We start from the raw sequence: 24,312 nt of genomic DNA, 5'->3' as shown, positions 1-24,312 counted from the left end.
CCAGCGCGGGAAATCCGGGGTCCCGGGACCCTGGAGCGAGGGGTTCCGAGAGCAGAACCAAAAACTATAGCACGGATTTCGGCCGGAGGTGTCGACAAGTGCAAATTCCTCCGGTAAGGTTGAAATTTGCGCCTTACTGTTTGCGCGCGCGGCCTTCATATAGCGGTGGGTCTCGTGGACGAAAAAGAGGGCTTGTCCTATGACAGGCACCTTAGCACGGTAAGCGTTCGGAAACCTGACGGTCTTTGGAAGGATCCATCTTGGTCGCCTCGAGCAACCCTAACAACCAAACCGCTAGTTCGGCTCGCGATGCTGCATACGCTGGCCGACTTTCTTTTGCAAAGATTCACGAACCACTTGAAGTGCCTAACCTGCTGGCATTGCAGACCGAGAGCTTTGACCGCCTCGTCGGCAATGAGCGCTGGGTAGAGCGCCTGACCAAGGCCGAAGCTGCTGGCGACTCCAGCGTGCCGAACACCTCGGGACTGGCCGAAATCTTCGAGGAAATCTCCCCGATCGAGGACTTCCAGGACACCATGTCCCTGAGCTTCTCGGAGCCGGAGTTCGCTGATCCGAAGTACACCATTGCGGAGTGCAAGGACCGCGACGCCACCTACTCGGCACCGCTGTACGTCAAGGCCGAATTCATGAACAATGAAACCGGCGAAATCAAGCAGCAGACCGTGTTCATGGGCGATTTCCCGCTGATGACTGAAAAGGGCACCTTCATCATCAATGGCACCGAGCGTGTCGTGGTGTCCCAGCTGGTCCGCTCCCCGGGTGCATACTTCGAGTCCGCACCGGACAAGACCAGTGACAAGACCATCTACTCAGCACGCATCATCCCGTCCCGCGGTGCATGGTTCGAACTGGAAATCGACAAGCGCGACCAGATCGGCGTGCGCCTGGACCGCAAGCGCAAGCAGTCGGTCACCGTCCTGCTTAAGGCCTTGGGCTGGAGCGAAGAGCAGATTCTGTCCGAATTCGGCCAGTACGACTCGGTACGCGCCACCCTTGAGAAGGACAACATCAAGGACCAGAACGAAGCGCTTCTGGACATCTACCGCAAGCTGCGTCCAGGCGAGCCTCCTACGGTCGAGGCAGCCCAGGCTCTGCTGAAAAACATGTACTTCGAGCCTAAGCGCTACGACCTGGCAAAGGTCGGCCGCTACAAGATCAACCGCAAGCTCGGCGTGGAGACCCCGGTCAACGCTGAGAACGCTTCGGTGCTCTCGATCGACGACCTCGTCGCCATGATCCGCTACCTGGTTGCGTTGCACGCAGGCGAGAAGACCATCTCCGGCACCCGCAAGGGCGAGATCGTCGATATTCCGGTGAACGTGGACGACATCGACCACTTCGGCAACCGCCGCATCCGCGCGGTGGGCGAACTGATCGAGAACCAGATCCGCACCGGCCTGTCCCGCATGGAGCGTGTTGTGCGCGAGCGCATGACCACCCAGGACGTCGAGGCGATCACCCCGCAGACCCTGATCAACATCCGCCCAGTGGTGGCAGCGATCAAGGAGTTCTTCGGAACCTCGCAGCTCTCGCAGTTCATGGACCAGAACAACCCGCTGGCCGGCCTGACCCACAAGCGCCGCCTGTCGGCCCTGGGCCCGGGCGGCCTGTCGCGCGACCGCGCCGGCATGGAAGTTCGAGACGTCCACCCGTCGCACTACGGCCGCATGTGCCCGATTGAAACCCCGGAAGGTCCGAACATCGGCTTGATCGGTTCGTTGGCGACCTACGGCCGCATCAACGCCTTCGGCTTCATCGAGACCCCGTACCGCAAGGTGTCCAACGGCGTCGTGTCCAACGAGGTCGAGTACCTGACCGCGGACGACGAGCTGCAGCACTACATCGCGCAGGCCAACGCCCCGCTGGATGAGAACGGCGCGTTCATCGAAGACGCCGTGCTGGTCCGCGAAAAGGGCGGTGGCGGCGAGCCTGTCATCGTCGACGCCGATGAAGTGACCTTCATGGACGTTTCCCCGCGCCAGATGGTGTCCGTGGCTACCGCTCTGATTCCATTCCTGGAGCACGACGACGCCAACCGCGCACTGATGGGCGCCAACATGCAGCGCCAGGCCGTGCCGCTGCTGCAGTCGGACCGACCGCTGGTCGGCACCGGCATGGAGAAGTACGCCGCGGTTGACGCCGGCGACTCCGTGGTGGCCGGCAAGCCGGGTGTGGTGACCGAGGTCTCCGCCGACCTGGTGGTTGTCATGAACGACGACGGCACCGAGTCGATGTACCCGATCATGAAGTTCGCCCGCTCGAACCAGGGCAACGCCTACAACCAGCGCGTGCGCGTGTCCGAGGGCGACCGCCTGGAGTACCAGTCGATCATCGCCGACGGCCCGTCCACCGACATGGGCGAGCTGTCCCTGGGCAAGAACCTGCTCGTGGCATTCATGTCCTGGGAAGGCTACAACTACGAGGATGCGATCATCCTCTCCCAGCGCATGATCTTCGACGACGTGCTGACCTCGATCCACATCGAGGAGCATGAGGTCGATGCCCGCGACACCAAGCTGGGCGCCGAGGAAATCACCCGCGACATCCCGAATGTCTCGGAAGACATCCTCTCCCAGCTCGACGACCGCGGCATCGTGTACATCGGTGCAGAGGTCGAGGCCGGCGACGTGCTGGTGGGGCGCGTGACCCCGAAGGGCGAAACCGAGCTGACCCCTGAAGAGCGCCTGCTGCGCGCCATCTTCGGCGAGAAGTCCCGCGAAGTGCGCGACACCTCCCTGAAGGTGCCGCACGGCGAGTCGGGCACCGTCATCGGCGTTCGCATCTTCGACCGCGACAACGACGACGAGCTGAGCCCGGGCGTCAACCAGCTGGTTCGCGTGTACGTGGCCCAGAAGCGCAAGATCACCAACGGTGACAAGCTCGCAGGCCGCCACGGCAACAAGGGCGTCATCTCCAAGATCCTGCCGCTGGAGGACATGCCGTTCCTGGAGGACGGCACTCCGCTGGACGTCGTGCTGAACCCGCTGGGTGTGCCAGGCCGCATGAACGTGGGCCAGGTCATGGAAATCCACCTGGGCTGGGCAGCCAAGCAGGGTTGGAACATCGAGGGCGAGCCTCAGTGGGTCAAGGACCTGCCGAACCTGCCTCGCCAGTCGGGTCCGACCACCGTGGCAACCCCGGTCTTCGACGGCGCCTCGGAAGAGGAAATCCGCGGAATCCTGGATTCGACCAACAAGACCCGCGACGGCGTGCGCCTGATCGGCAACTCCGGCAAGGCCCGTCTGTTCGACGGCCGCTCCGGCGAGCCGTTCCCGGATCCGGTATCGGTCGGCTACATGTACATCTTGAAGCTGCACCACCTGGTGGACGACAAGATCCACGCCCGCTCCACCGGTCCGTACTCCATGATCACCCAGCAGCCGCTGGGCGGTAAGGCCCAGTTCGGTGGCCAGCGCTTCGGTGAGATGGAAGTGTGGGCCCTGGAGGCCTACGGCGCCGCTTACACGCTGCAGGAAATCCTGACCATCAAGTCGGATGATATCCACGGCCGCGTGAAGGTCTACGAAGCCATCGTGAAGGGCGAGAACGTGCCGGAGCCCGGTGTTCCGGAATCGTTCAAGGTTCTGATCAAGGAAATGCAGTCGCTGTGCCTGAACGTCGAGGTGCTCGGCACCGACGGCCAGACAATCGAAATGCGCGAATCGGACGAGGAATCATTCCGTGCCGCAGAAGAGCTCGGCATCGACCTGTCCCGGTCGGAGCCGAACTCCGTAGAGGAAGTGTAGTCCGGTGCGCCGCCCGGACTGCACAGCCCGGGCGGCCGCGCCGCACACCGACTTATTCGTATCGACTTCAGACACCATAGAAGAGAGAAAAGGACCCTATGTCCAACGATTCCTCATTCGGCCTCATGCGCATCAACCTCGCCACCGCGGACGAGATCCGCGCTTGGAGCTACGGCGAGGTTAAGAAGCCTGAAACCATCAACTACCGCACCCTGAAGCCGGAGAAGGACGGTCTTTTCTGCGAAAAGATCTTCGGTCCTTCCCGCGACTGGGAATGCTACTGCGGCAAGTACAAGCGCGTGCGCTTCAAGGGCATCATCTGCGAACGCTGCGGCGTCGAGGTGACCCGTGCGAACGTGCGCCGCGAACGCATGGGCCACATCGAGCTTGCTGCTCCCGTGACCCACATCTGGTACTTCAAGGGCGTTCCTTCGCGCTTGGGCTACCTGCTGGATCTGGCACCCAAGGACCTGGAAAAGGTCATCTACTTCGCCGCCTACATGATCACTTCGGTGAACGAGGAACGCCGCCACGCGGAGATGCCGAACCTGCAGGCACAGCACGACCTTGAACTGCGCCAGCTGGCCAACAATGCCGAGGCCGACAAGAAGGCTGTTGCCGCCGACCTGGAAGCAGAGCTGGAGCGTCTTGAGGCAGACGGCGCCAAGAACGCCGAGCTGAACAAGGCCCGCACCCTGGCCGAGAAGACCGTGCTGCAGATCGACAAGCGCGCCAAGGCGGAGTCCGAGCGCCTGCGTGCGGTCTGGGAACGCTTCAAGGGCCTGAAGGTCGCCGACCTCGAAGGCGACGAAGGCCTGTACCGCACCATGCGCGAGAAGTACGGACTGTTCTTCGAAGGCTCCATGGGCGCCGAGGCGATCCAGAAGCGCCTGGAGAACTTCGACCTCGAAGCCGAAGCCGAAGATCTCAAGCAGATCATCGACAACGGCAAGGGCCAGAAGAAGGCCCGCGCCCTCAAGCGCCTGAAGGTCGTCAACGCATTCCTGGCCAATGGCAACTCGCCAAAGGGCATGGTGCTCGACGCCGTTCCAGTGATCCCGCCGGAACTGCGCCCGATGGTCCAGCTCGACGGTGGCCGTTTCGCCACCTCGGACCTGAACGACCTGTACCGCCGCGTGATCAACCGCAATAACCGCCTCAAGCGCCTGCTTGATCTCGGTGCGCCAGAGATCATCGTGAACAACGAAAAGCGCATGCTGCAGGAAGCCGTCGACTCGCTGTTCGACAACGGCCGCCGCGGCCGTCCGGTCACCGGACCGGGCAACCGTCCGCTGAAGTCGCTGTCCGACATGCTCAAGGGCAAGCAGGGCCGCTTCCGCCAGAACCTGCTCGGCAAGCGCGTTGACTACTCGGGCCGTTCGGTCATCGTGGTTGGCCCACAGCTGAAGCTGCACCAGTGCGGTCTGCCTAAGCAGATGGCCCTGGAGCTCTTCAAGCCGTTCGTGATGAAGCGCCTGGTTGACCTCAACCACGCGCAGAACATCAAGAGCGCCAAGCGCATGGTCGAGCGCTACCGCCCGCAGGTGTGGGATGTTCTCGAAGAGATCATTACCGAGCACCCGGTGCTGCTGAACCGTGCGCCTACCCTGCACCGCCTGGGCATCCAGGCCTTCGAGCCACAGCTGGTCGAAGGCAAGGCCCTGCAGCTGCACCCGCTGGTTTGCGGCGCGTTCAACGCTGACTTCGACGGCGACCAGATGGCAGTCCACCTGCCGCTGAGCCCGGAAGCTCAGGCTGAAGCACGCATCCTGATGCTGTCCTCGCACAACATCCTGAAGCCTTCGGACGGCCGTCCGGTGGCTCTGCCCTCGCAGGATATGATCATCGGCCTGCACCACCTCACCACCAAGCGCGAGGACGAGATCGGCGCCGGGCGCGTGTTCTCCTCGGTCTCCGAGGCCATCATGGCCAAGGACCGCGGCGAGCTGCACCTGAACGCCCCGATCAAGGTGCGTGTCGAGAACTTCGTTCCTTCGGACGAGCAGCCGGCCCCAGAGGGCTGGGAGCCGGGCACCGAAGCCTTGCTGGAGACCTCGCTGGGCCAGGTGCTGTTCAACGACACGCTGCCGGCGGACTACCCATGGGTTTCCCGCGTGGCCGGCAAGGATGCGCTCTCGGACATCGTCAACGACCTTGCCGAGCGCTACCCGAAGGTCGTCGCGGCGGCAACGCTGGACAACCTGAAGGACGCAGGTTTCCACTGGGCTACCCGCTCGGGCATCACCGTGGCGATCTCGGACATCACCTCGAACATGAACAAGGCAGAAATCCTTGAGCCGTACGAGGAACGTGCCCGCAAGGTCCAGGGTTCGTACGACAAGGGCCTGATCTCCGACATCGAACGCCGCCAGGACCTGATCGACATCTGGACCAAGGCCACCGACGAGGTTGCCGAGGCCATGAAGAACGGCATGGAAGAGCTGAACACCATTAACCGAATGGTGACCTCCAAGGCTCGTGGTAACTGGCTGCAACTGCGCCAGATTGCCGGTATCCGTGGTCTGGTGTCCAACCCCAAGGGCGAGATCATCCCGCGTCCGATCAAGTCTTCCTACCGTGAAGGCCTGTCGGTGCTGGAGTACTTCATCGCGACCCACGGCGCCCGTAAGGGCCTGGCGGATACCGCGCTGAAGACCGCCAACTCGGGTTACCTGACCCGTCGTCTGGTGGACGTCTCGCAGGATGTCATCGTTCGCGAAGAGGACTGCGGCACCAAGCGCGGCCTGACCGTCGCGATCGCCGACTCCAGCTCGGGCATCCGCATCAAGCACGAGACCGTGGAGAACTCGGCCTACACCCGTACGCTGGCCGCCGACGTCAAGGACGCCGAGGGCAACGTGCTGGCGACCGCCGGTTCCGACGTGGGCGACGTGCTGATCGACGAGCTGTACGCTGCAGGCGTGGATGAGATCCGCGTCCGCTCCGTGCTGACCTGCGACTCGGCCGTTGGAACCTGTGCGCTGTGCTACGGCCGTTCGCTGGCCACCGGCAAGACCGTGGACATCGGCGAGGCAGTGGGCATCATCGCCGCGCAGTCCATCGGCGAGCCCGGTACCCAGCTGACCATGCGTACCTTCCACACCGGTGGTGTGGCATCGGCCGACGACATCACCCAGGGTCTGCCTCGTATCCAGGAGCTCTTCGAAGCCCGTACCCCGAAGGGTGTGGCTCCGATGTCGGAGGTCTCCGGTCGCGTGTCGATCGAGGACGACGAGAAGCAGCTGCGTGTTGTGGTCACACCGGACAACGGCGACGAGAAGCAGGCCTACCCGGTTCTGCGTCGTGCCCGTCTGCTGGTGGAAGATGGCCAGTCCATCGTCGCCGGTACCCAGCTGACCAGCGGTACCCTTGACCCGAAGCAGGTGCTGCGAGTTCTGGGCCCACGCGAGGCGCAGAAGTTCCTGGTCCGCGAGGTCCAGGACGTGTACCAGTCCCAGGGTGTGGGCATCCACGATAAGCACGTGGAAGTCATCGTCCGCCAGATGCTGCGTCGCGTCACCGTCATCGAGTCCGGCGAGACCGAGTTGCTCCCGGGTGAGCTGGCCGACCGTTCGCGCTTCACCGCTGCGAACCGCAAGGCAGTCGCCGAGGGCAAGCGTCCGGCCGCTGGCCGTGACGAGATGATGGGCATCACCAAGGCATCGCTGGCCACCGATTCGTGGCTGTCGGCGGCTTCCTTCCAGGAAACCACCCGCGTCCTGACCCAGGCCGCGATGGAGGGCAAGGAAGATCCGCTGCGCGGTCTGAAGGAGAACGTGATCATCGGTAAGCTGATCCCGGCCGGTACCGGTCTGGATCGCTACACCCAGGTCGAGGTCGAGCCGACCGACGAGGCAAAGGCAACTTTGTTCACCGGTACCTCGGCATTCTCCTCGGGTCTCTACGACGATGCGCTGGAAGGCGGGCTGTCGCCTGAATTCCGCGCCATCTCGATGGACGACTACGACCACGGCTCGGACTTCCGCTAAACCGGCAAGCACCGAGGCTGGCAGCTAGCCAGCTCGTAGGGCGCCCGCCGCACACGCAAGTGTGCGGCGGGCGCTTGCGCTTTTAATTTGGCAAAGGCCTGTTCACCAGGGCTTCACTTGGTGCTCACCACAATATGAAATCGTGCAGAAGTTGGAGCGCGGGCTCGGGTAACCCCGCAACCCGCCACGAATCGAAGACGAAGACGGTGAGAAGTTGGGAAAGACATCACGAGCCATCGCAGCAGGGGCACTGGGCCTGGGACTGCTGTTCAGTACGCTGCCGGCGCAGGCCGCCGGGCAGATCGATCCGGGCAAGCAGCCCGAAACACCCTGCGCCGCAGCGCCGCCGGTCAAAATTGAAACCGGCGCGGTCTTCTCCGACCCGTTGCAGGACCGGGCCGGAGCAGTTGCCGAACGGTTGTGCTCCTACTTCAAGCAGGCCGATGCGGGGTCCACCATTTCGCTGGCGGCATTCGTGATTTCGGGACAGAGCGGCGAAGACTACGTCGACCAGTTGCTGGCCGCGCACGAACGCGGGGTGAAGATCCAGGTGGTCATGGACGGGTGGCAGATTTCCAAGGCGCCGTCGGCGCGGCTGATTAAGGCCCTGGGGACCGACACGACCGCCGGATCCTGGGTGGCGGTCTGCTCGAATACCTCGCCGGAGGGGAACACCAGCTCCTGCCAGGGGACCAAGGGCATGCACAACAAGTTCGCGCTGTTCTCCTCGGTGTCCGGGCAGCAGAACGTAGTGGTGCAGTCCTCGGCCAACGTCACGGATGTGAACCATGTGAGCTACTGGAACAACGCACTTACCGTGACCGGCGATGACGGGCTGTACCGTGCATACCGTTCCTACCATGCGGACATGGCTCGTATGGAGCAGACTCCGGATTACCACCGCACCGAGACCTCACGCGGGCCGGCCGGTGTGTCGGTCGTCCGCTTCTTCCCGGCGGCAACTGCGGACCCGGTGGCGCAACGGCTTTCGGAGCTGCAGTGCAAAAACAAGAACAGCTCGGTGGCTGTCACCATGAGCGAGTGGGACGATACGCGCGCCGCCGTCGCGGAAGAACTCGGGCGTCTGAAGGCCGAAGGCTGCGAGGTCACCGTGGCCGCTGGACCGGTTGACGGGCAGGTCGCCGCCGTGCTGGATGCCGCGGGCATCGAACGCCGCGTAGTAGAGGATACATCTACTACTGGACGCGTGCACTCGAAGTACTTCGTCGTGTCCGGAATGCGTGATTCAGCCTCTCCCGAAGGCAACCGCGGGGATGCCTCCTTCGTCTTCACTGGGAGCCACAATTACAATTCCACCAGTCTGCGCCGCAATGACGAGGCCATCTTGGAACTGCACAACCGCAATGTGGTCAAGGCCTACCAGGCCAACGCCCAGCGGCTGATGCAGATCGGGGAACCGGCCGAAGAAAAGCAGACAGTCAGCAAGTAGATTTATCTCCTGGCAGATATTGCTACTAGAGATTCCACTGGATCCTCCGCCTCGCTGTTCAGTGGGCCGTTACCTCGCGGCGCTCGCGCGTTCACGGGCGGGGGATAGGTTGGAGCCAGATTCCTCGCCGGTCGGCGGCATCAAGCAGTAATCGCACGGTGCCGACGCGGTGAGATAGCTTACTGTTCATGGTGCAGGGGCCGATTAATGCTAGAGTTAAGGCAATTGTTTTATGTGTGGCAAAATGGACACGGTCCGGGTTGCGGGTAGGTTGCGCAACGAATGCCACACTTTCGCACGCCTAGGGACATTCTGATCCTGGATGGGCGGTAAAGCAAGCAGTTAGTGCTGCAGAAGAACAGTGTGAGCCCGCAAGAGCCCGCCCGCTCCGATGCCGTGCCGAAGAACTTAGACAATGGAAGGACACGAAAGTGCCTACTATTCAGCAGCTGGTCCGCAAGGGCCGCTCGCCTAAGGTCGTAAAGACCAAGGCTCCTGCCCTGAAGGGCAACCCAATGCGCCGTGGCGTGTGCACCCGTGTGTACACCACCACCCCGAAGAAGCCGAACTCGGCACTGCGTAAGGTCGCACGTGTGCGCCTTGCCGGTGGTATTGAGGTCACCGCTTACATTCCAGGTGTCGGTCACAACCTGCAGGAACACTCCATCGTGCTCGTTCGCGGTGGTCGTGTGAAGGACTTGCCAGGTGTCCGCTACAAGATTGTTCGTGGTGCTCTGGATACCCAGGGTGTGAAGGATCGTAAGCAGGCTCGTTCCCGCTACGGTGCAAAGAAGGATGGTAAGTAATGCCTCGTAAGGGTCCGGCGCCAAAGCGCCCACTAGTTTCTGATCCAGTTTACGATTCCCCACTGGTCACCCAGCTGATCAACAAGGTTCTCGTAGACGGCAAGAAGTCCACCGCAGAGCGCATTGTTTACGGTGCACTCGAAGGTGCAGCTGCAAAGTCCGGCACCGACGCAGTGTCGACCCTCAAGAAGGCCATGGATAACATCCGCCCGGCCCTTGAGGTTCGTTCCCGCCGTGTTGGTGGCGCGACCTACCAGGTTCCTGTCGAGGTCAAGCCAGGCCGTGCAACCGCACTGGCTCTGCGCTGGCTGGTTGGCTACTCGAAGGCTCGCCGCGAGAAGACCATGATCGAGCGTCTGATGAACGAGATCCTGGACGCTTCGAACGGTCTGGGCGCAGCTGTGAAGCGTCGCGAAGACACTCACAAGATGGCTGAGTCCAACAAGGCATTCGCCCATTACCGCTGGTAAGAACCGCTTGGATTTGCTGGGCGTCTACCGGCGCCCAGCAAATCCAGCATCACCTCTTAGGGAGACAACGTGGCACAGGACGTGCTGACTGACCTGAACAAGGTCCGCAACATCGGCATCATGGCTCACATCGATGCCGGTAAGACCACTACTACTGAGCGCATCCTGTTCTACACGGGTGTAAACCACAAGCTCGGTGAGACCCACGACGGTGGCGCAACCACCGACTGGATGGAGCAGGAAAAGGAACGCGGTATCACCATTACCTCCGCGGCCGTGACTTGCTTCTGGAACAAGAATCAGATCAACATCATCGATACCCCGGGCCACGTTGACTTCACCGTTGAGGTGGAGCGCTCGCTGCGCGTGCTCGATGGCGCCGTTGCCGTGTTCGACGGCAAGGAAGGCGTTGAGCCTCAGTCCGAGACCGTTTGGCGTCAGGCTGACAAGTACAACGTTCCACGTATCTGCTTCGTGAACAAGATGGACAAGCTCGGTGCTGACTTCTACTTCACCGTGGACACCATCATCAACCGCCTGGGTGCCAAGCCGCTGGTCATGCAGCTGCCAATCGGCTCCGAGTCGGAGTTCACCGGCGTGGTGGACCTGCTGACCATGAAGGCATTCGTCTGGGAAGGCGACGCCAAGGGCGACGTCACCATGGGCGCTGCTTACGAGACTCGCGAAATTCCTGCAGACCTGCAGGAAAAGGCCGAAGAGTACCGCGCCAAGCTGGTCGAAGATGTCGCTGAGGCATCCGAAGAGCTCATGGAGAAGTACCTCGAAGGCGAAGAGATCTCGCTGGACGAGCTGAAGGCCGGCATCCGCAAGCTGACCGTGAACTCGGAAGCCTACCCGGTCTTCTGTGGTTCTGCGTTCAAGAACCGTGGTGTTCAGCCGATGCTGGACGCCGTGATCGACTTCCTGCCAAGTCCTCTGGACGTGGGCGCCATGGTAGGTCACGATCCAAAGAACGAGGAAATCGAGCTCACCCGCGAGCCTTCCGAGGATGCACCATTCTCGGCACTGGCTTTCAAGATCGCTGCTCACCCGTTCTTCGGTCAGCTCAACTTCGTCCGCGTTTACTCCGGCAAGGCCGAGTCCGGCGCACAGCTGCTGAACTCGACCAAGCAGAAGAAGGAACGCGTTGGCAAGCTCTTCCAGATGCACGCCAACAAGGAGCAGCCGGTAGACGAGATCCACGCAGGTCACATCTACGCTGTCATCGGCCTGAAGGACACCACTACCGGTGACACCCTGTGCGATCCACAGAACCCAATCGTCCTCGAGTCGATGACCTTCCCGGATCCAGTGATCTTCGTGGCCATCGAGCCTAAGACCAAGGGCGACCAGGAGAAGCTGTCGACCGCTATTCAGAAGCTGTCGGCGGAGGATCCGACCTTCACCGTTTCGCTGAACGAAGACACCGGCCAGACCGAAATCGGCGGCATGGGCGAACTCCACCTGGACATCCTGGTGGACCGCATGAAGCGTGAATTCCGCGTGGAGGCCAACGTCGGCAAGCCGCAGGTTGCATACCGCGAAACCATCAAGAAGGCTGTGGAGAAGGTCGACTTCACCCACAAGAAGCAGACCGGTGGTTCGGGCCAGTTCGCAAAGGTCCAGGTCACGTTCGAGCCTCTGGAAGTTGTGGACGGCGTAACCTACGAGTTCAAGAACGCCGTCACCGGCGGTCGCGTGCCTCGTGAGTACATCCCGTCGGTTGACGCTGGTATCCAGGATGCTATGCAGTACGGCATCCTCGCCGGCTACCCGCTGGTCGGCGTGAAGGCTACCCTCATCGATGGTGCCTACCACGACGTCGACTCCTCGGAAATGGCGTTCAAGATCGCCGGTTCGCAGGTCTTCAAGGAAGGTGCACGCCGCGCCAACCCTGTTCTGCTCGAACCGCTGATGGCCGTTGAAGTTCGTACCCCGGAAGAGTACATGGGCGACGTTATCGGCGACCTGAACTCCCGCCGTGGCTCGATCCAGGAGATGTCCGACGCCGCAGGCGTCAAGGTCATCCGCGCAGCTGTTCCGCTGTCTGAGATGTTCGGTTACATTGGTGACCTGCGTTCGAAGACCCAGGGTCGTGCAGTTTACTCGATGACCTTCGACAGCTACTCTGAGGTCCCGAAGGCAGTTGCCGACGAGATCATCCAGAAGTCCCGCGGCGAGTAATCGCCTCGGAACCAAAACTTGGCCGTGACCCCCGAGTGGGGAAGTGGCCGATCGCGAGGCCGGCGGAGATCCGTCGACGCCGGCCTTGCAAACGGCCAACGAGGGATTTGCATCACATGCAGGGCCCGCAGAGGACCGAAATTTCCATATTTATCCATGCCCCCAGTAGACTATTTGAAGTTCGTTTGCGAACCGCGCAGACGAAAAAAGTCTTCTGTAAATGTTTCTAGGAGGAACTTGTGGCAAAGGCAAAGTTCGAGCGCAGCAAGCCGCACGTCAACATTGGTACCATCGGTCACGTCGACCACGGTAAGACCACTCTGACCGCAGCAATCTCCAAGGTTCTGGCTGACAAGTACCCGGACCTGAACGAGCAGCGCGACTTCGCTAACATTGACTCGGCTCCGGAAGAGCGCCAGCGCGGTATTACCATCAACATCTCGCACATCGAGTACCAGACCGAGAAGCGTCACTACGCACACGTTGATGCTCCAGGTCACGCTGACTACGTCAAGAACATGATCACCGGTGCTGCTCAGATGGACGGCGCGATCCTGGTTGTTGCCGCAACTGACGGCCCAATGGCTCAGACCCGCGAGCACGTTCTGCTGGCCCGCCAGGTTGGTGTTCCTACCCTGATGGTCGCACTGAACAAGTCCGACATGGTTGACGACGAAGAGCTGCTCGAGCTCGTGGAGATGGAAGTTCGTGAACTTCTGTCCTCGCAGGGCTTCGATGGCGACGACGCACCAGTCATCAAGGTTTCGGCTCTGAAGGCCCTCGAAGGCGATCCAAAGTGGGTTGCAGCTGTTGAGGAACTGATGGACGCTGCTGACACCTTCATCCCGGATCCAGTTCGCGACCGCGACAAGCCATTCCTGATGCCGATCGAGGACGTCTTCACCATCACCGGTCGCGGTACCGTGGTGACCGGTCGCGCCGAGCGTGGCACCCTGGCCATCAACTCGGAAGTTGAGATCGTTGGCATCCGCCCGATCCAGAAGACCACCGTTACCGGTATCGAGATGTTCCACAAGCAGCTCGACGAAGCATGGGCAGGCGAGAACTGTGGTCTGCTGCTTCGCGGTCTGAAGCGCGACGATGTTGAGCGCGGCCAGGTTGTCGTAGCCCCAGGCTCGATCACCCCGCACACCAACTTCGAAGCCAACGTCTACATCCTGTCGAAGGACGAAGGCGGACGTCACAACCCGTTCTACTCGAACTACCGTCCGCAGTTCTACTTCCGCACCACCGACGTTACCGGCGTTATCACCCTCCCAGAGGGCACCGAAATGGTTATGCCAGGCGACAACACCGAAATGTCGGTTGAGCTGATCCAGCCAATCGCTATGGAAGAGGGCCTCGGCTTCGCAATCCGCGAAGGCGGCCGCACCGTTGGTTCGGGCAAGGTCACCAAGATCACCAAGTAGTCTCTGCTTGACGATCTAGATCGCTAGCGGTCTATCGGCAATCCCCGCCACTCATTACGAGTGGCGGGGATTTCTGTCTTAACAGCTACCCGATGTGGTGAGTAACTCTAAAAGGTGGTCTAATTAGAGGGGCGGGATATTCCCGTCGGATTGACGAATCATCAGCGAGGGGAGTGCCGGGGCAATGGAAGTACTCGTAGCACTGGTATTCATCGCGGCGGCATTTATTGTCGGCCGCAACGCGGGCCGCAAGGCGCCCTCCAGTGACGCGCAGGCCCTGCGCCAAGCCCGGGAAACCGCGTGGCAGGAAGGCTACGAGGCCGCGGTCCGGTTCCTCGGCGAGCTGCGCAGGGAACCCGGCCCCAGCCCCGAGCTCCCCGATGCAGTCGAGTCAGGGCCGGAACAGGACAAGCACCTGCCGGCTGCCGGCATCCCCAGGCCCGCCGCATTCCAAACGACGGAGCCGCAGGCCGCCCCGCAGCCGGACGCCGTACCGCCGCCGGCGGGGCAGCCGTATCTCGCGGGTGCAGCCGCGGACATCCCGGCCGTCCCAGGCGCGCCCGGCGCCTGGCAGGACCGTCCGCGCATCCTGCAGACGGGAGGCAACCGCACGGCTGCGCAGCCTCCGGCGCCCGCAGCCCCGGTCAAGGTCCTGAGCAAGCGCGAACGCGAACTGCGCAATATCAACGTCACCCTGTACGTCGCGGCCTTGATGATCGTGGCCGCTGGGGCGCTGTTCCTCAGCTTCGCGCTGTTGCCGCTGGCCAAGCTGGTGGCGCTCTTCGCACTGGCTGCCGCCTTCTACGGCGGGGGACTGGCAGTCCATGCCACCCGTGAATCCCTGAGGCCTGCGGCGGCCGCGTTCGCCGGCACCGGGCTGGCCCTGCTGCCGTTGTGCGCCATCGCCACCTACAACACCGTGGACCTGAGCGGACCGACCGTCTGGCTGGTTTTCTCGGCGATCGCCACGGTGGCTGTCGGCTACGCCACGGTGCGCTTCCGTTCACGGGTGCTCGCCTGGCTGGCGGTGCTCATTCTGGTGAGCACCGCCATGGCCTCGGCCGCGACCATGCAGCGCGGAGTATTCTATTACCTGCTCGTCCTGCTGGTCCTCTCGATCATCCTGCTGCTGGCGGCCACTCGCAGCCGGACCGTTCGCGACTCGATCTTCTTCCAGGCGCTGAAGACCACCGCCCAGATGATCCCCGCGCTGGTGCTGGCCCTCGCGGTAATCCTGTCCCCGGCGCTGACCGCGCAGAACTACCTCTGGGTCTTCTTCCTGCTGACAGCCCAGCTGCTGCTCTCGGTCAGGCTGTTCGAGCGGGCTCGACACCTGCGTTTCCTCTCCGCGCGCGCCACCGCCATGCTCACGGTTATTGCAGGCTGCGCGCTGCTGGAGCTGCCGGTGCGATCCATCGCGCTGGTCGTCGCGGTGCTGCTTGCCGCGCAGGCCCTGGCCGTGGTGCTGGCCGGCGACAGCTACCGCGCCATCTTCGCGGTCGACGCCAGGCTGTGGCGCATCGAGCGCGCCACCTTGTGGATGCTGGCGCTGCTGTCTGTGGTCACCGCCTATCAGGCTTCGGCGTTCGGCGCCGATACCGGGCTGATTAGCTTCGTGGCGGTGCCTGTGCTCGTGCTCGCCGCAGTTCCCGGGCTGTGGCGACAGGCAAAGATCGAGCTCGCAGCCTTGCTGGCGTTCGCCGTTCTTCCCGGCATGGACAACGCTGCTGAACCCTGGCGCCTGCTACCCGCGCTGGGCTTGGCGCTGCTCGTGGTTCTGGCACTGCGCACGAAGATGCCAGCTCCGTGGTCCGTAGCCTATCGGGTGATCGGCTGGGCGCTCTGCCTTGCCCTCGGCGTGACCGCCGGCGCCGCGGCAGGCGATCTGGGATACCCTGCGCAGCCCGCCGCGCTCAGCGTGGCCAGCGTCCTGGGTCTGTGGGTGCCGCTTTTCGCCTTGTGGGCCATGGACGCTGTTGCCAGCGGGAGCAAAACCCTGATCTATCGGGGCATCGACCTGCGCCAGCTGCGCTTGGCCTGCAGCGCCGCCTTGGCGTTGGCGAGCCTCGCCCTGCTCGCCAGTCTGGACTTTGCGGATGCCGAGGCCTACTACGGGTTGGAGCCTGTGGGGTGGTTCAATGCCGGCGCAGTGCCCACCCTCGCGCTGACGATACTGGCCGCGCTGCGCGCCGCACCTCGAAGCCTGACGAAAGAGCACGCAGTGCGCGGAACCGCCGCCGCAGTGCTGGCCCTGGTCTACCTGCTGAGCCTGGGCGCGAGCCTGTGGCAGCCGGGGTTGGCCATCGCCCTGGTGCTGCTGGCCTATTTCCTGGCTGAGGCCCGCCGGGTCCGGATTGCCGGCTGGAAGATGATCTACGCAGGCGCCGCCCAGCTTACTTTCTCCAGCGCCGTCTGGTGGTTCACGGGGCACATGAACTTCGACGGCCACGGACAGTTCGCCCTGTTGAGCGTCTCGGTGGTGCTGCCGCAGCTAGTCCGGCTCGGTTCCGCCTGGCGCCAGCGCCGTGAACTGCGCCTTGAGCTGCGTATCATCGCCTGGGGCATGCTGGTGTTCATCCCGGTGTCCACGCTGGGCTATTCCAGCGTGGGCCTCGATGCCGACAGGGGAGTGCTGCTGCTGCAAAGCCTGTTGTTTGGACTTTACGGCACGGCGTTGTTCATGGCAGAGCACTCAGCCGGCCGGTGGCGCCAGGCTTATCTCTTCGCCCCGCTGCTGTCCGTGCTCGCCCTTATCCAGATCCCCGCGTTGGACCTGTCCACGCAGAGCGGATGGGTCAGGAACTCGTGGTGGGACACCCCGGTGGCCTTCGGGCTGCTGCTGGTTCTTTCCGGCGCGGCCGCGGCCGCGGAGTGGATCTTCCGACGCCGGCCGGATGTGGGCGTGGCCGTCGGTGCGGGAATGTTCCTGCCGCTGCTGGTGCTCAATGCCCGGATCCCCGGTGATGGATGGGTGCTTGCCAGCGCCGCCCTGACCGCGGTGTACTTCGCCTTGATGGTGCACACCTGGTCTGTCGCCTGGTTCGCCCTGGGCTCCGGCCTCGCCGCCTGCGCCGCGCTGCTCTACTCGGTACAGCTGTGGCGAAATGTGCAGGTTCTCAGCCGGTTGCAGACCCTGGACGTGGTCTGGGCCCTGCTGGCCGCCACCTTCGTCTTCTACGTCATGGCCGCGACCCATGGACGTTTCGCCGAGGCGCGCCCCAGCTATCCCGCCGAGGCCTACCGGGCAGCGGACGCCAGGGGATCCGCCTCGCGGTTGTACCTGCTGATGGGCCTTGCCTGCGCCTTCGGAGCCGGCGCGTTGGCCCATCTGGGCAACCGGGAACCTGGCCCGGTACTGGGCGGCGCGGCGCTGGTCTTCGCGGTGGCAGTGGCCGTGCGCATCTTCGAATGCCCTCAACAGCTCAAGCCGTACACCCTGGATCTGCTGCTGCCATTGGCCGCCTACCTGGGTATCAGCAGCTACACGATCCTGGAGCACCTGCCGGAAGCAAGCATCCTCGCCTGTTACTCCAGCTTGGTCTTCGTGCTGCTCGTCGTCTGGCGCAACCTGCAAAAAAAGCCGGTGCTGGCCAACCGGTACCTGGTTGTCGCCGGCGTGATGGCGAACCTGGCGATGCTGGCGAACCTTGTCGATGCCAAACCGGCGACCAGGATCTACGCGCTCATTTTCTTCGCGGCGCTGATCGCCTACGGACTGAAGCAGGGCCGCCGCCTCTACATCTGGTGGGGCGCCGCAACCATTACCCTGGCAGTGCTCTGGTCCTTGAGGTCGCTGGCCTTCCTCTGGCTGGTAATCCTCGGCGTGGGCCTGATTGCCGCGGCGGTGATCAAGCTTTCCCGGGTGGACAGCTTGAAGCAGGGCGGGGGACCTGCCGGGTCCATTCCGTCCGGGAGCCCCCAGCCGGGCCAGCACCCGGTGCCCGGAGCGCCGTGGCTGCCGTCCAATCGCCCCGATGCCGGCGAGGACCAGCCGGATTCCGGGCAGCCCAGGTAGCCCTTGGCGGCGCGTGAGGTCAAGATCACGCGCCCGGATGCGCCCAAAAGATTTGCGCGATTCCCGCCGACCTGTCAGACTAGATAAGTTGCTTCGGTGCAACCCGATCCCCGTTTGCCGGGGTAATCGGCTGGTTTGAACGACCGGGATCGACTCTCACGCAGGATAATGCCTGGGGTTCGGGATCGATACAACTGCTTCAAACTATAAGGCCTCCGATGAAAGTGAAAACTTTTGCGGACTGTCGTGACTAAAATTTACGCGACACGCCCGAGTTCGGGGGTCGGAGCCTCCTGGGGTTGAGGAACCCGGATTCATCCGGATTCAGCCGCAGCGTAAGGCGTGCCGGCTCGCAAGAGCCCGTATTAGGCACAGAACTTGTAAATAGTGCTATCAGAAAGAGGCATGACGCCATGGCGGGACAGAAAATCCGCATCCGGCTGAAGTCGTATGACCACGAGGTCATTGACGTTTCAGCCCGGAAGATCGTTGAGACGGTCACGCGCGCAGGCGCAACCGTAGTCGGCCCAGTGCCGCTGCCAACGGAAAAGAACGTGTACTGCGTTATCCGTTCGCCACACAAGTACAAGGACAGCCGTGAGCACTTCGAAATGCGCACGCACAAGCGTCTGATCGACATCGTCGATCCGACCCCGAAGGCTGTTGATTCGCTGATGCGTCTCGACCTGCCGGCGGACGTCAACATCGAAATCAAGCTTTAAGGGGAGGTGGCGAGAAAACTATGACCGCAACCCGCAATGTTAAGGGCCTGTTGGGCACGAAGCTCGGCATGACCCAGGTTTGGGACGAGAACAACAACCTGATCCCTGTCACCGTCGTGCAGGCTGATAGCAACGTTGTCACCCAGCTTCGCAACGCTGACCGCGATGGCTACACCGCAGTTCAGATCGGCTACGGCCAGATCGATCCGCGCAAGGTGACCAAGCCACTGGCAGGTCACTTCGAAGCTGCAGGCGTGACCCCACGTCGTCACCTGGTAGAACTGCGCACCGCAGACGCTGCCGAGTACGCAGCTGGCCAGGAACTGTCCGTGGAACTCTTCGAAGCCGGCCAGAAGGTCGACGTCGTTGGCACCTCCAAGGGCAAGGGCTTCGCCGGTACCATGAAGCGTCACAACTTCTCCGGTGTTGGCGCTTCGCACGGTGCTCACAAAAACCACCGTAAGCCAGGTTCCATCGGCGGCGCATCGACCCCAGGTCGCGTTTTCCGTGGACAGAAGATGGCCGGTCGCATGGGCGCTGAGCGTGTTACCACTCAGAACCTGACCATCCACGCCATCGACGCTGAGAAGAACCTCCTGCTGATCAAGGGTGCCGTTCCAGGCGCCCGCGGCCGCGTCGTCCTCGTACGCACCGCCGTGAAGGGAGCATAAGTAAATGACTAAGGCACTTAACGTCGAACTGCCTGCAGAGATCTTCGACGTACAGACCAACGTCCCGCTGCTGCACCAGGTTGTCGTTGCACAGCTGGCTGCTGCCCGCCAGGGTACCCACAAGGTCAAGGACCGCTCCGAAGTTTCGGGTGCAGGTCGCAAGCCGTTCAAGCAGAAGGGTACCGGCCGCGCCCGTCAGGGTTCGATCCGCGCTCCTCACATGACCGGCGGCGGCATTGTCCACGGCCCAACCCCGCGCGACTACTCGCAGCGTACCCCGAAGAAGATGAAGGCTGCTGCACTGCGCGGCGCCCTGTCTGATCGCGCACGCTTCGATCGCGTCCACGTCATTGAGAACCTGGTCGCCGGTGAGACCCCGTCGACCAAGGAAGCACTGGCAACCCTGCGTTCGCTGACCGAGCGCAAGAACCTGCTTGTCGTCATCGATCGCGCCAACGATGTTGCTGCACTGTCCGTGCGCAACCTCGCCGCTGTGCACGTTCTGTACGTCGACCAGCTGAACACCTACGATGTTCTGGTTTCGGATGACGTAGTCTTCACCAAGGCTGCATTCGATGCCCTGGTCCAGAAGGAGGAAGCCAAGTGAGCACCTTCTCCAAGGCTCCACACGACGTGGTCATCGCACCAGTCGTATCGGAAAAGAGCTACGGTCTGATCGACGAAGGTAAGTACACCTTCCTGGTCGACCCACGTTCGAACAAGTCGGAAATCAAGAATGCCGTTGAAGCGATCTTCAACGTCAAGGTTGATTCCGTGAACACCATCAACCGTCCAGGTAAGCGCAAGCGTACCAAGTTCGGGTGGGGCGCACGCAAGGCTACCAAGCGTGCAATCATCACCCTCAAGGATGGTTCGATTGACATCTTCGGCGGTCCGCTTTCCTAAGCGGAGACCACTTTAACGAGGAATAGAATAAATGGGAATTCGTAAGTTCAAGCCGACTACCCCGGGCCTGCGCGGCTCGTCGGTAGCCGACTTCGCAGAAATCACCCGATCGACTCCGGAAAAGTCGCTGGTTCGCCCACTCACCAAGAGCGGCGGCCGTAACAACTCCGGTAAGATCACCACCCGACACAAGGGTGGCGGACACAAGCGCGCATACCGCGTGATCGACTTCCGTCGTCACGACAAGGACGGCGTTCCGGCAAAGGTTGCTCACATCGAGTACGACCCGAACCGCACCGCTCGTATCGCACTGCTCCACTACGTGGACGGCACCAAGCGCTACATCATCGCACCGAACAACCTCAACCAGGGTGACACCGTTGAGGCCGGTCCGAACGCTGACATCAAGCCAGGCAACAACCTGCCGCTGCGTAACATCCCGGTTGGTTCCGTGATTCACGCTGTGGAGCTCCGCCCAGGCGGCGGCGCCAAGATGGCTCGTTCCGCTGGCGCTTCGATCCAGCTGGTAGCCCGTGAGGGTCGCTTCGCTCAGCTGCGTCTGCCTTCCGGCGAAATCCGCAACGTCGATGTGCGCTGCCGCGCAACCATCGGCGAAGTTGGCAACGCCGAGCAGATCAACATCAACTGGGGCAAGGCCGGCCGCATGCGCTGGAAGGGCGTTCGCCCAACCGTGCGTGGTGTTGTCATGAACCCAGTCGACCACCCACACGGTGGCGGTGAGGGCAAGACCTCCGGTGGTCGCCACCCGGTCAACCCCAACGGTAAGCGTGAAGGACGCACCCGTCGTCCGAACAAGGAAAGCGACAAGCTCATTGTGCGTCGTCGCAAGACCGGCAAGAACAAGCGATAGGAGCCTGGAAACATGCCACGCAGCCTGAAGAAAGGCCCCTTCGTCGATCAGCACCTGTTCCTGAAGGTCGTTGCTGAAAACGAAAAGGGCACCAAGAACGTCATCAAGACGTGGTCCCGCCGTTCGATGATCATCCCGGACATGCTGGGACACACCATCGCCGTGCACGACGGTCGCAAGCACATTCCTGTGTTCGTTACCGAATCCATGGTTGGTCACAAGCTCGGAGAGTTTGCCCCAACGCGCACGTTCCGTGGCCACGTAAAGGACGACAAGAAGGGCAAGCGCCGCTAGGCCCCGCAAGGGAACTAGTGATCGCTTAGCACTTCTTCGATAGACGAGAGAAGGATAGCAATGGAAGCCAAGGCAATTGCGCGCCATATCCGCGTAACGCCTATGAAGGCCCGGCGCGTCGTCAACCTTGTTCGTGGTCTGCAGACCAACGAGGCACTGGCCATTCTGAAGTTCGCCCCACAGGCAGCTTCGGAGCCGGTATACAAGGTTGTCGCATCGGCAGTGGCTAACGCCCGTGCCGCCGCGGACCGCGCAGGTGAAGCATTCAATGAGGACGAGCTGATTATCAGCGAGGCGTTTGTTGACGAGGGTCCGACCATGAAGCGGTTCCAGCCGCGAGCTCAGGGTCGCGCATTCCAGATCAAGAAGCGCACCAGCCACGTGACTGTGGTTGTTTCAACCCCTAAGAAGGGTGGGGAGAACTAAATGGGACAGAAGGTAAACCCGAACGGTTTCCGTCTCGGCATCACCACTGACCACGTGTCGCACTGGTTCGCTGATTCCAGCAAGCCAGGTCAGCGCTACAAGGATTACGTGAAGGAAGACGTACAGATCCGTGCGCTCCTGTCCGACGGCATGGACCGCGCCGGCATCGCCCGCGTTGAGATCGAGCGTACCCGTGACCGTGTGCGTGTGGACATCCACACCGCTCGTCCGGGCATCGTGATCGGTCGCCGCGGCGCCGAAGCCGACCGCATTCGCGGCGAGCTGGAAAAGCTCACCAAGAAGCAGGTTCAGCTGAACATCCTCGAGGTCAAGAACCCTGACATGGAGGCCCAGCTGGTCGCCCAGGGCATCGCCGAGCAGCTTGCTTCCCGCGTGGCTTTCCGCCGTGCGATGAAGAAGGCAATGCAGTCGGCAATGCGCGCTGGTGCCAAGGGCATCCGCGTTCAGTGCTCCGGTCGCCTGGGCGGTGCAGAAATGTCCCGCAAGGAGTTCTACCGCGAAGGCCGTGTGCCGCTGCACACCCTGCGCGCGAACATCGACTTCGGCAAGTTCGAAGCCAAGACCACCTTCGGCCGCATCGGCGTGAAGGTCTGGATCTACAAGGGTGACGTCACCGCCAAGGAACTGGCTGCACAGCAGGCTGCTGCTGCTCCAGCTCGCGGCGGCCGCGGCGGCAACGATCGTCCACGTGGTGGAGAGCGTCGTCGTCGTAACGACCGCAACAAGGGCGCTGCAGCTCCGGCTGCGGAAGGAGGAGAGGCTTAAATGCTTATCCCACGTCGAGTAAAGTTCCGCAAGCAGCACCACCCGAAGCGTTCGGGTGCTGCCAAGGGCGGCACCACCGTAGCATTCGGTGATTTCGGTATTCAGGCGCTGACCCCGGCCTACGTGACCAACCGTCAGATCGAGGCCGCTCGTATCGCCATGACCCGTTACATCAAGCGTGGCGGTAAGGTGTGGATCAACATCTACCCAGACCGTCCGCTGACCAAGAAGCCAGCCGAAACCCGCATGGGTTCCGGTAAGGGTTCGCCGGAGTGGTGGGTCGCCAACGTCAAGCCAGGACGAGTCATGTTTGAACTCGGTGGCGTCAGTGAAGAGGTAGCTCGCGAGGCCCTGCGTCTCGCGATTCACAAGCTGCCGATGAAGGCACGCATCGTGCGTCGTGAAGGTGGTGAATAGGGATGTCTATCGGTTCTAAGGACCTTAGCATTGAGTCCCTGGACGGCTTCGATACTGCTCGTTTGAACGAGGAATTGAAGAAGGCCAAGGCAGAACTGTTCAACCTGCGTTTCCAGTCGGCCACCGGCCAGCTGGAGACCCACGGTAACCTGAAGGCCATCAAGCGCGACATCGCCCGCATCTACACGGTGCTGCGCGAACGCGAGCTGGGTATTCGTCAGGATGTCGTTGTTCCGGTTGAAGAGACCAAGAAGGACTCCAAGTAATGAGCGAGAAGGAGAACGGTGTGGCTGACGCAACCGAGCGCAACGACCGCAAGACCCTCCGTGGTTACGTGGTTTCCGACAAGATGCAGAAGACCATCGTCGTTGACGTTGAGGACCGTGTGAAGCACGCCCTCTACGGCAAGGTCATGCGTCGTAACAAGAACGTGAAGGCTCACGACGAGAACAACGAGGCCGGCATCGGTGACTTGGTTGTAATCGCTGAGACCCGCCCGCTGTCTGCTGACAAGCACTGGCGTCTGGTCGAGATCGTCGAGAAGGCTAAGTAAGCTTTCTTGGTGATTTCACGGATTACGTGAATTGCACAAAACGCCCCGAACACTTCGAAAGAAGAGTTCGGGGCTTTTTTGCGTATACGGAACAACGTGGCTGCCGTGGCCTGGCCGAGAATTCTGTGCAACCATGCCTCATGGCACAGATTCAGCTTTTCCGCCCCGAGGGGCTCGTCCACTCACCGGCCTTCAGCCACGCGGCGGTGGTCCCGCCGGGCATGGCCACGGTCTATCTTGGAGGGCAGGACGCGGTCGACGCGCAAGGCCGGCTTGAAGGCGCGGGGGACATCGCCGCGCAGGCGTCCAAGGCCATGGACAACGCGGTGGCGGCACTGGCAGCCGCCGGAGCGAGCCTCGACGACGTGGTGCAATGGACCGTCGTCATGGTCCAGGGCAGCGATGTCAATGCCGCCTACGGGGCGATAGCTCCACGGCTCGCCAGGGACGAACCGCCCTTGGTCGTGGCCAGCATGGTCGCCGCCCTGGGATTGCCCGGCGCGTTGATCGAGATCAGCGCGATCGCCGCCATCGTGCCCTGAAGTCCTCGGGGTG

General features: G+C 62.2%; 20 protein-coding genes. All 20 read left to right on the top strand.

Translation table 11 applies throughout. From position 1 onward, the window contains the following. Positions 1 to 260: 260 nt before the first annotated feature. The 20 genes from rpoB to RF641_RS10085 all read left to right on the top strand — a co-directional run bounded on the left by rpoB (position 261) and on the right by RF641_RS10085 (position 24,299). Positions 261 to 3,767, top strand: coding sequence for a DNA-directed RNA polymerase subunit beta (gene rpoB, locus RF641_RS10180; protein WP_053799447.1), 3,507 nt, complete (start codon positions 261 to 263; stop codon positions 3,765 to 3,767). A 98-nt stretch (positions 3,768 to 3,865) separates the two neighbouring features. Beyond that, on the top strand, positions 3,866 to 7,756 hold the full coding sequence (locus RF641_RS10175; RefSeq protein ID WP_047119686.1) for a DNA-directed RNA polymerase subunit beta': 3,891 nt from the start codon (positions 3,866 to 3,868) through the stop codon (positions 7,754 to 7,756). Between the two features lie 214 nt (positions 7,757 to 7,970). Beyond that, positions 7,971 to 9,206 (top strand): phospholipase D-like domain-containing protein, encoded by a 1,236-nt coding sequence (locus RF641_RS10170; protein ID WP_424573105.1) that lies wholly within the window; start codon positions 7,971 to 7,973, stop codon positions 9,204 to 9,206. A 431-nt stretch (positions 9,207 to 9,637) separates the two neighbouring features. Continuing rightward, positions 9,638 to 10,012: a 30S ribosomal protein S12 gene (gene rpsL / locus RF641_RS10165; RefSeq protein ID WP_047119685.1), complete on the top strand. Its 375-nt coding sequence runs from the start codon at positions 9,638 to 9,640 to the stop codon at positions 10,010 to 10,012. Beyond that, positions 10,012 to 10,482, top strand: coding sequence for a 30S ribosomal protein S7 (gene rpsG / locus RF641_RS10160; protein ID WP_047119684.1), 471 nt, complete (start codon positions 10,012 to 10,014; stop codon positions 10,480 to 10,482). The genes rpsL and rpsG overlap by 1 nt, the downstream gene beginning before the upstream one ends. A 69-nt stretch (positions 10,483 to 10,551) precedes the next feature. Further along, positions 10,552 to 12,666, top strand: a complete 2,115-nt coding sequence (fusA, locus tag RF641_RS10155) for an elongation factor G (protein ID WP_047119683.1) — start codon at positions 10,552 to 10,554, stop codon at positions 12,664 to 12,666. Positions 12,667 to 12,905: 239 nt separating this feature from the next. Further along, positions 12,906 to 14,096 (top strand): elongation factor Tu, encoded by a 1,191-nt coding sequence (gene tuf / locus RF641_RS10150; protein WP_113607438.1) that lies wholly within the window; start codon positions 12,906 to 12,908, stop codon positions 14,094 to 14,096. A 184-nt stretch (positions 14,097 to 14,280) separates the two neighbouring features. Then, complete coding sequence (locus RF641_RS10145; RefSeq protein ID WP_424573104.1) at positions 14,281 to 18,111, top strand: hypothetical protein; 3,831 nt, start codon at positions 14,281 to 14,283, stop codon at positions 18,109 to 18,111. Positions 18,112 to 18,524: 413 nt separating this feature from the next. Beyond that, positions 18,525 to 18,833, top strand: coding sequence for a 30S ribosomal protein S10 (gene rpsJ, locus RF641_RS10140; protein ID WP_013349689.1), 309 nt, complete (start codon positions 18,525 to 18,527; stop codon positions 18,831 to 18,833). 20 nt (positions 18,834 to 18,853) lie between these two features. Further along, positions 18,854 to 19,504: a 50S ribosomal protein L3 gene (gene rplC / locus RF641_RS10135; RefSeq protein WP_047119681.1), complete on the top strand. Its 651-nt coding sequence runs from the start codon at positions 18,854 to 18,856 to the stop codon at positions 19,502 to 19,504. A 4-nt stretch (positions 19,505 to 19,508) separates the two neighbouring features. Then, positions 19,509 to 20,111 carry a 50S ribosomal protein L4 gene (gene rplD / locus RF641_RS10130; protein WP_047119680.1) on the top strand — a complete coding sequence of 201 codons (603 nt, stop codon included), beginning with the start codon at positions 19,509 to 19,511 and terminating at the stop codon, positions 20,109 to 20,111. Continuing rightward, on the top strand, positions 20,108 to 20,410 hold the full coding sequence (gene rplW / locus RF641_RS10125; protein ID WP_047119679.1) for a 50S ribosomal protein L23: 303 nt from the start codon (positions 20,108 to 20,110) through the stop codon (positions 20,408 to 20,410). Before rplD ends, rplW begins: the two co-directional genes overlap by 4 nt. 31 nt (positions 20,411 to 20,441) lie before the next feature. Then, positions 20,442 to 21,281, top strand: a complete 840-nt coding sequence (gene rplB, locus RF641_RS10120; RefSeq protein ID WP_047119678.1) for a 50S ribosomal protein L2 — start codon at positions 20,442 to 20,444, stop codon at positions 21,279 to 21,281. A gap of 12 nt (positions 21,282 to 21,293) precedes the next feature. Then, positions 21,294 to 21,575, top strand: a complete 282-nt coding sequence (gene rpsS, locus RF641_RS10115; protein WP_022874134.1) for a 30S ribosomal protein S19 — start codon at positions 21,294 to 21,296, stop codon at positions 21,573 to 21,575. Positions 21,576 to 21,635: 60 nt separating this feature from the next. Next, on the top strand, positions 21,636 to 22,001 hold the full coding sequence (gene rplV / locus RF641_RS10110) for a 50S ribosomal protein L22 (protein WP_047119677.1): 366 nt from the start codon (positions 21,636 to 21,638) through the stop codon (positions 21,999 to 22,001). Continuing rightward, complete coding sequence (gene rpsC, locus RF641_RS10105; RefSeq protein WP_047119676.1) at positions 22,002 to 22,787, top strand: 30S ribosomal protein S3; 786 nt, start codon at positions 22,002 to 22,004, stop codon at positions 22,785 to 22,787. After that, positions 22,788 to 23,204 (top strand): 50S ribosomal protein L16, encoded by a 417-nt coding sequence (rplP, locus tag RF641_RS10100; RefSeq protein WP_047119675.1) that lies wholly within the window; start codon positions 22,788 to 22,790, stop codon positions 23,202 to 23,204. 2 nt (positions 23,205 to 23,206) lie between these two features. After that, a complete protein-coding gene (gene rpmC / locus RF641_RS10095; protein ID WP_047119674.1) occupies positions 23,207 to 23,470 on the top strand; it encodes a 50S ribosomal protein L29 in 264 nt (87 codons plus the stop codon). Further along, a complete protein-coding gene (gene rpsQ, locus RF641_RS10090; RefSeq protein ID WP_047119673.1) occupies positions 23,470 to 23,757 on the top strand; it encodes a 30S ribosomal protein S17 in 288 nt (95 codons plus the stop codon). Before rpmC ends, rpsQ begins: the two co-directional genes overlap by 1 nt. Positions 23,758 to 23,897: 140 nt before the next feature. Then, on the top strand, positions 23,898 to 24,299 hold the full coding sequence (locus RF641_RS10085) for a RidA family protein (RefSeq protein ID WP_113607545.1): 402 nt from the start codon (positions 23,898 to 23,900) through the stop codon (positions 24,297 to 24,299). Positions 24,300 to 24,312 lie beyond the last annotated feature (13 nt).

Origin of the sequence: Arthrobacter sp. 'calajunan', from assembly GCF_046940185.1 — a bacterium.
Classification (GTDB): domain Bacteria; phylum Actinomycetota; class Actinomycetes; order Actinomycetales; family Micrococcaceae; genus Glutamicibacter; species Glutamicibacter soli.
This window is presented reverse-complemented; position numbering and strand designations above follow the sequence as displayed.

Bases quoted from the DNA above. Each gene is read 5' to 3' on its own strand.
- RF641_RS10175 (WP_047119686.1), top strand. From the start codon at position 3,866: ATGTCCAACGATTCCTCATTCGGCCTCATGCGCATCAACCTCGCCACC.
- rpsG (WP_047119684.1), top strand. From the start codon at position 10,012: ATGCCTCGTAAGGGTCCGGCGCCAAAGCGCCCACTAGTTTCTGATCCA.
- RF641_RS10145 (WP_424573104.1), top strand. From the start codon at position 14,281: ATGGAAGTACTCGTAGCACTGGTATTCATCGCGGCGGCATTTATTGTC.
- rpsJ (WP_013349689.1), top strand. From the start codon at position 18,525: ATGGCGGGACAGAAAATCCGCATCCGGCTGAAGTCGTATGACCACGAG.
- rplC (WP_047119681.1), top strand. From the start codon at position 18,854: ATGACCGCAACCCGCAATGTTAAGGGCCTGTTGGGCACGAAGCTCGGC.
- rplD (WP_047119680.1), top strand. From the start codon at position 19,509: ATGACTAAGGCACTTAACGTCGAACTGCCTGCAGAGATCTTCGACGTA.
- rplB (WP_047119678.1), top strand. From the start codon at position 20,442: ATGGGAATTCGTAAGTTCAAGCCGACTACCCCGGGCCTGCGCGGCTCG.
- rpsS (WP_022874134.1), top strand. From the start codon at position 21,294: ATGCCACGCAGCCTGAAGAAAGGCCCCTTCGTCGATCAGCACCTGTTC.
- rplV (WP_047119677.1), top strand. From the start codon at position 21,636: ATGGAAGCCAAGGCAATTGCGCGCCATATCCGCGTAACGCCTATGAAG.
- rpsC (WP_047119676.1), top strand. From the start codon at position 22,002: ATGGGACAGAAGGTAAACCCGAACGGTTTCCGTCTCGGCATCACCACT.
- rplP (WP_047119675.1), top strand. From the start codon at position 22,788: ATGCTTATCCCACGTCGAGTAAAGTTCCGCAAGCAGCACCACCCGAAG.
- rpmC (WP_047119674.1), top strand. From the start codon at position 23,207: ATGTCTATCGGTTCTAAGGACCTTAGCATTGAGTCCCTGGACGGCTTC.
- rpsQ (WP_047119673.1), top strand. From the start codon at position 23,470: ATGAGCGAGAAGGAGAACGGTGTGGCTGACGCAACCGAGCGCAACGAC.
- RF641_RS10085 (WP_113607545.1), top strand. From the start codon at position 23,898: ATGGCACAGATTCAGCTTTTCCGCCCCGAGGGGCTCGTCCACTCACCG.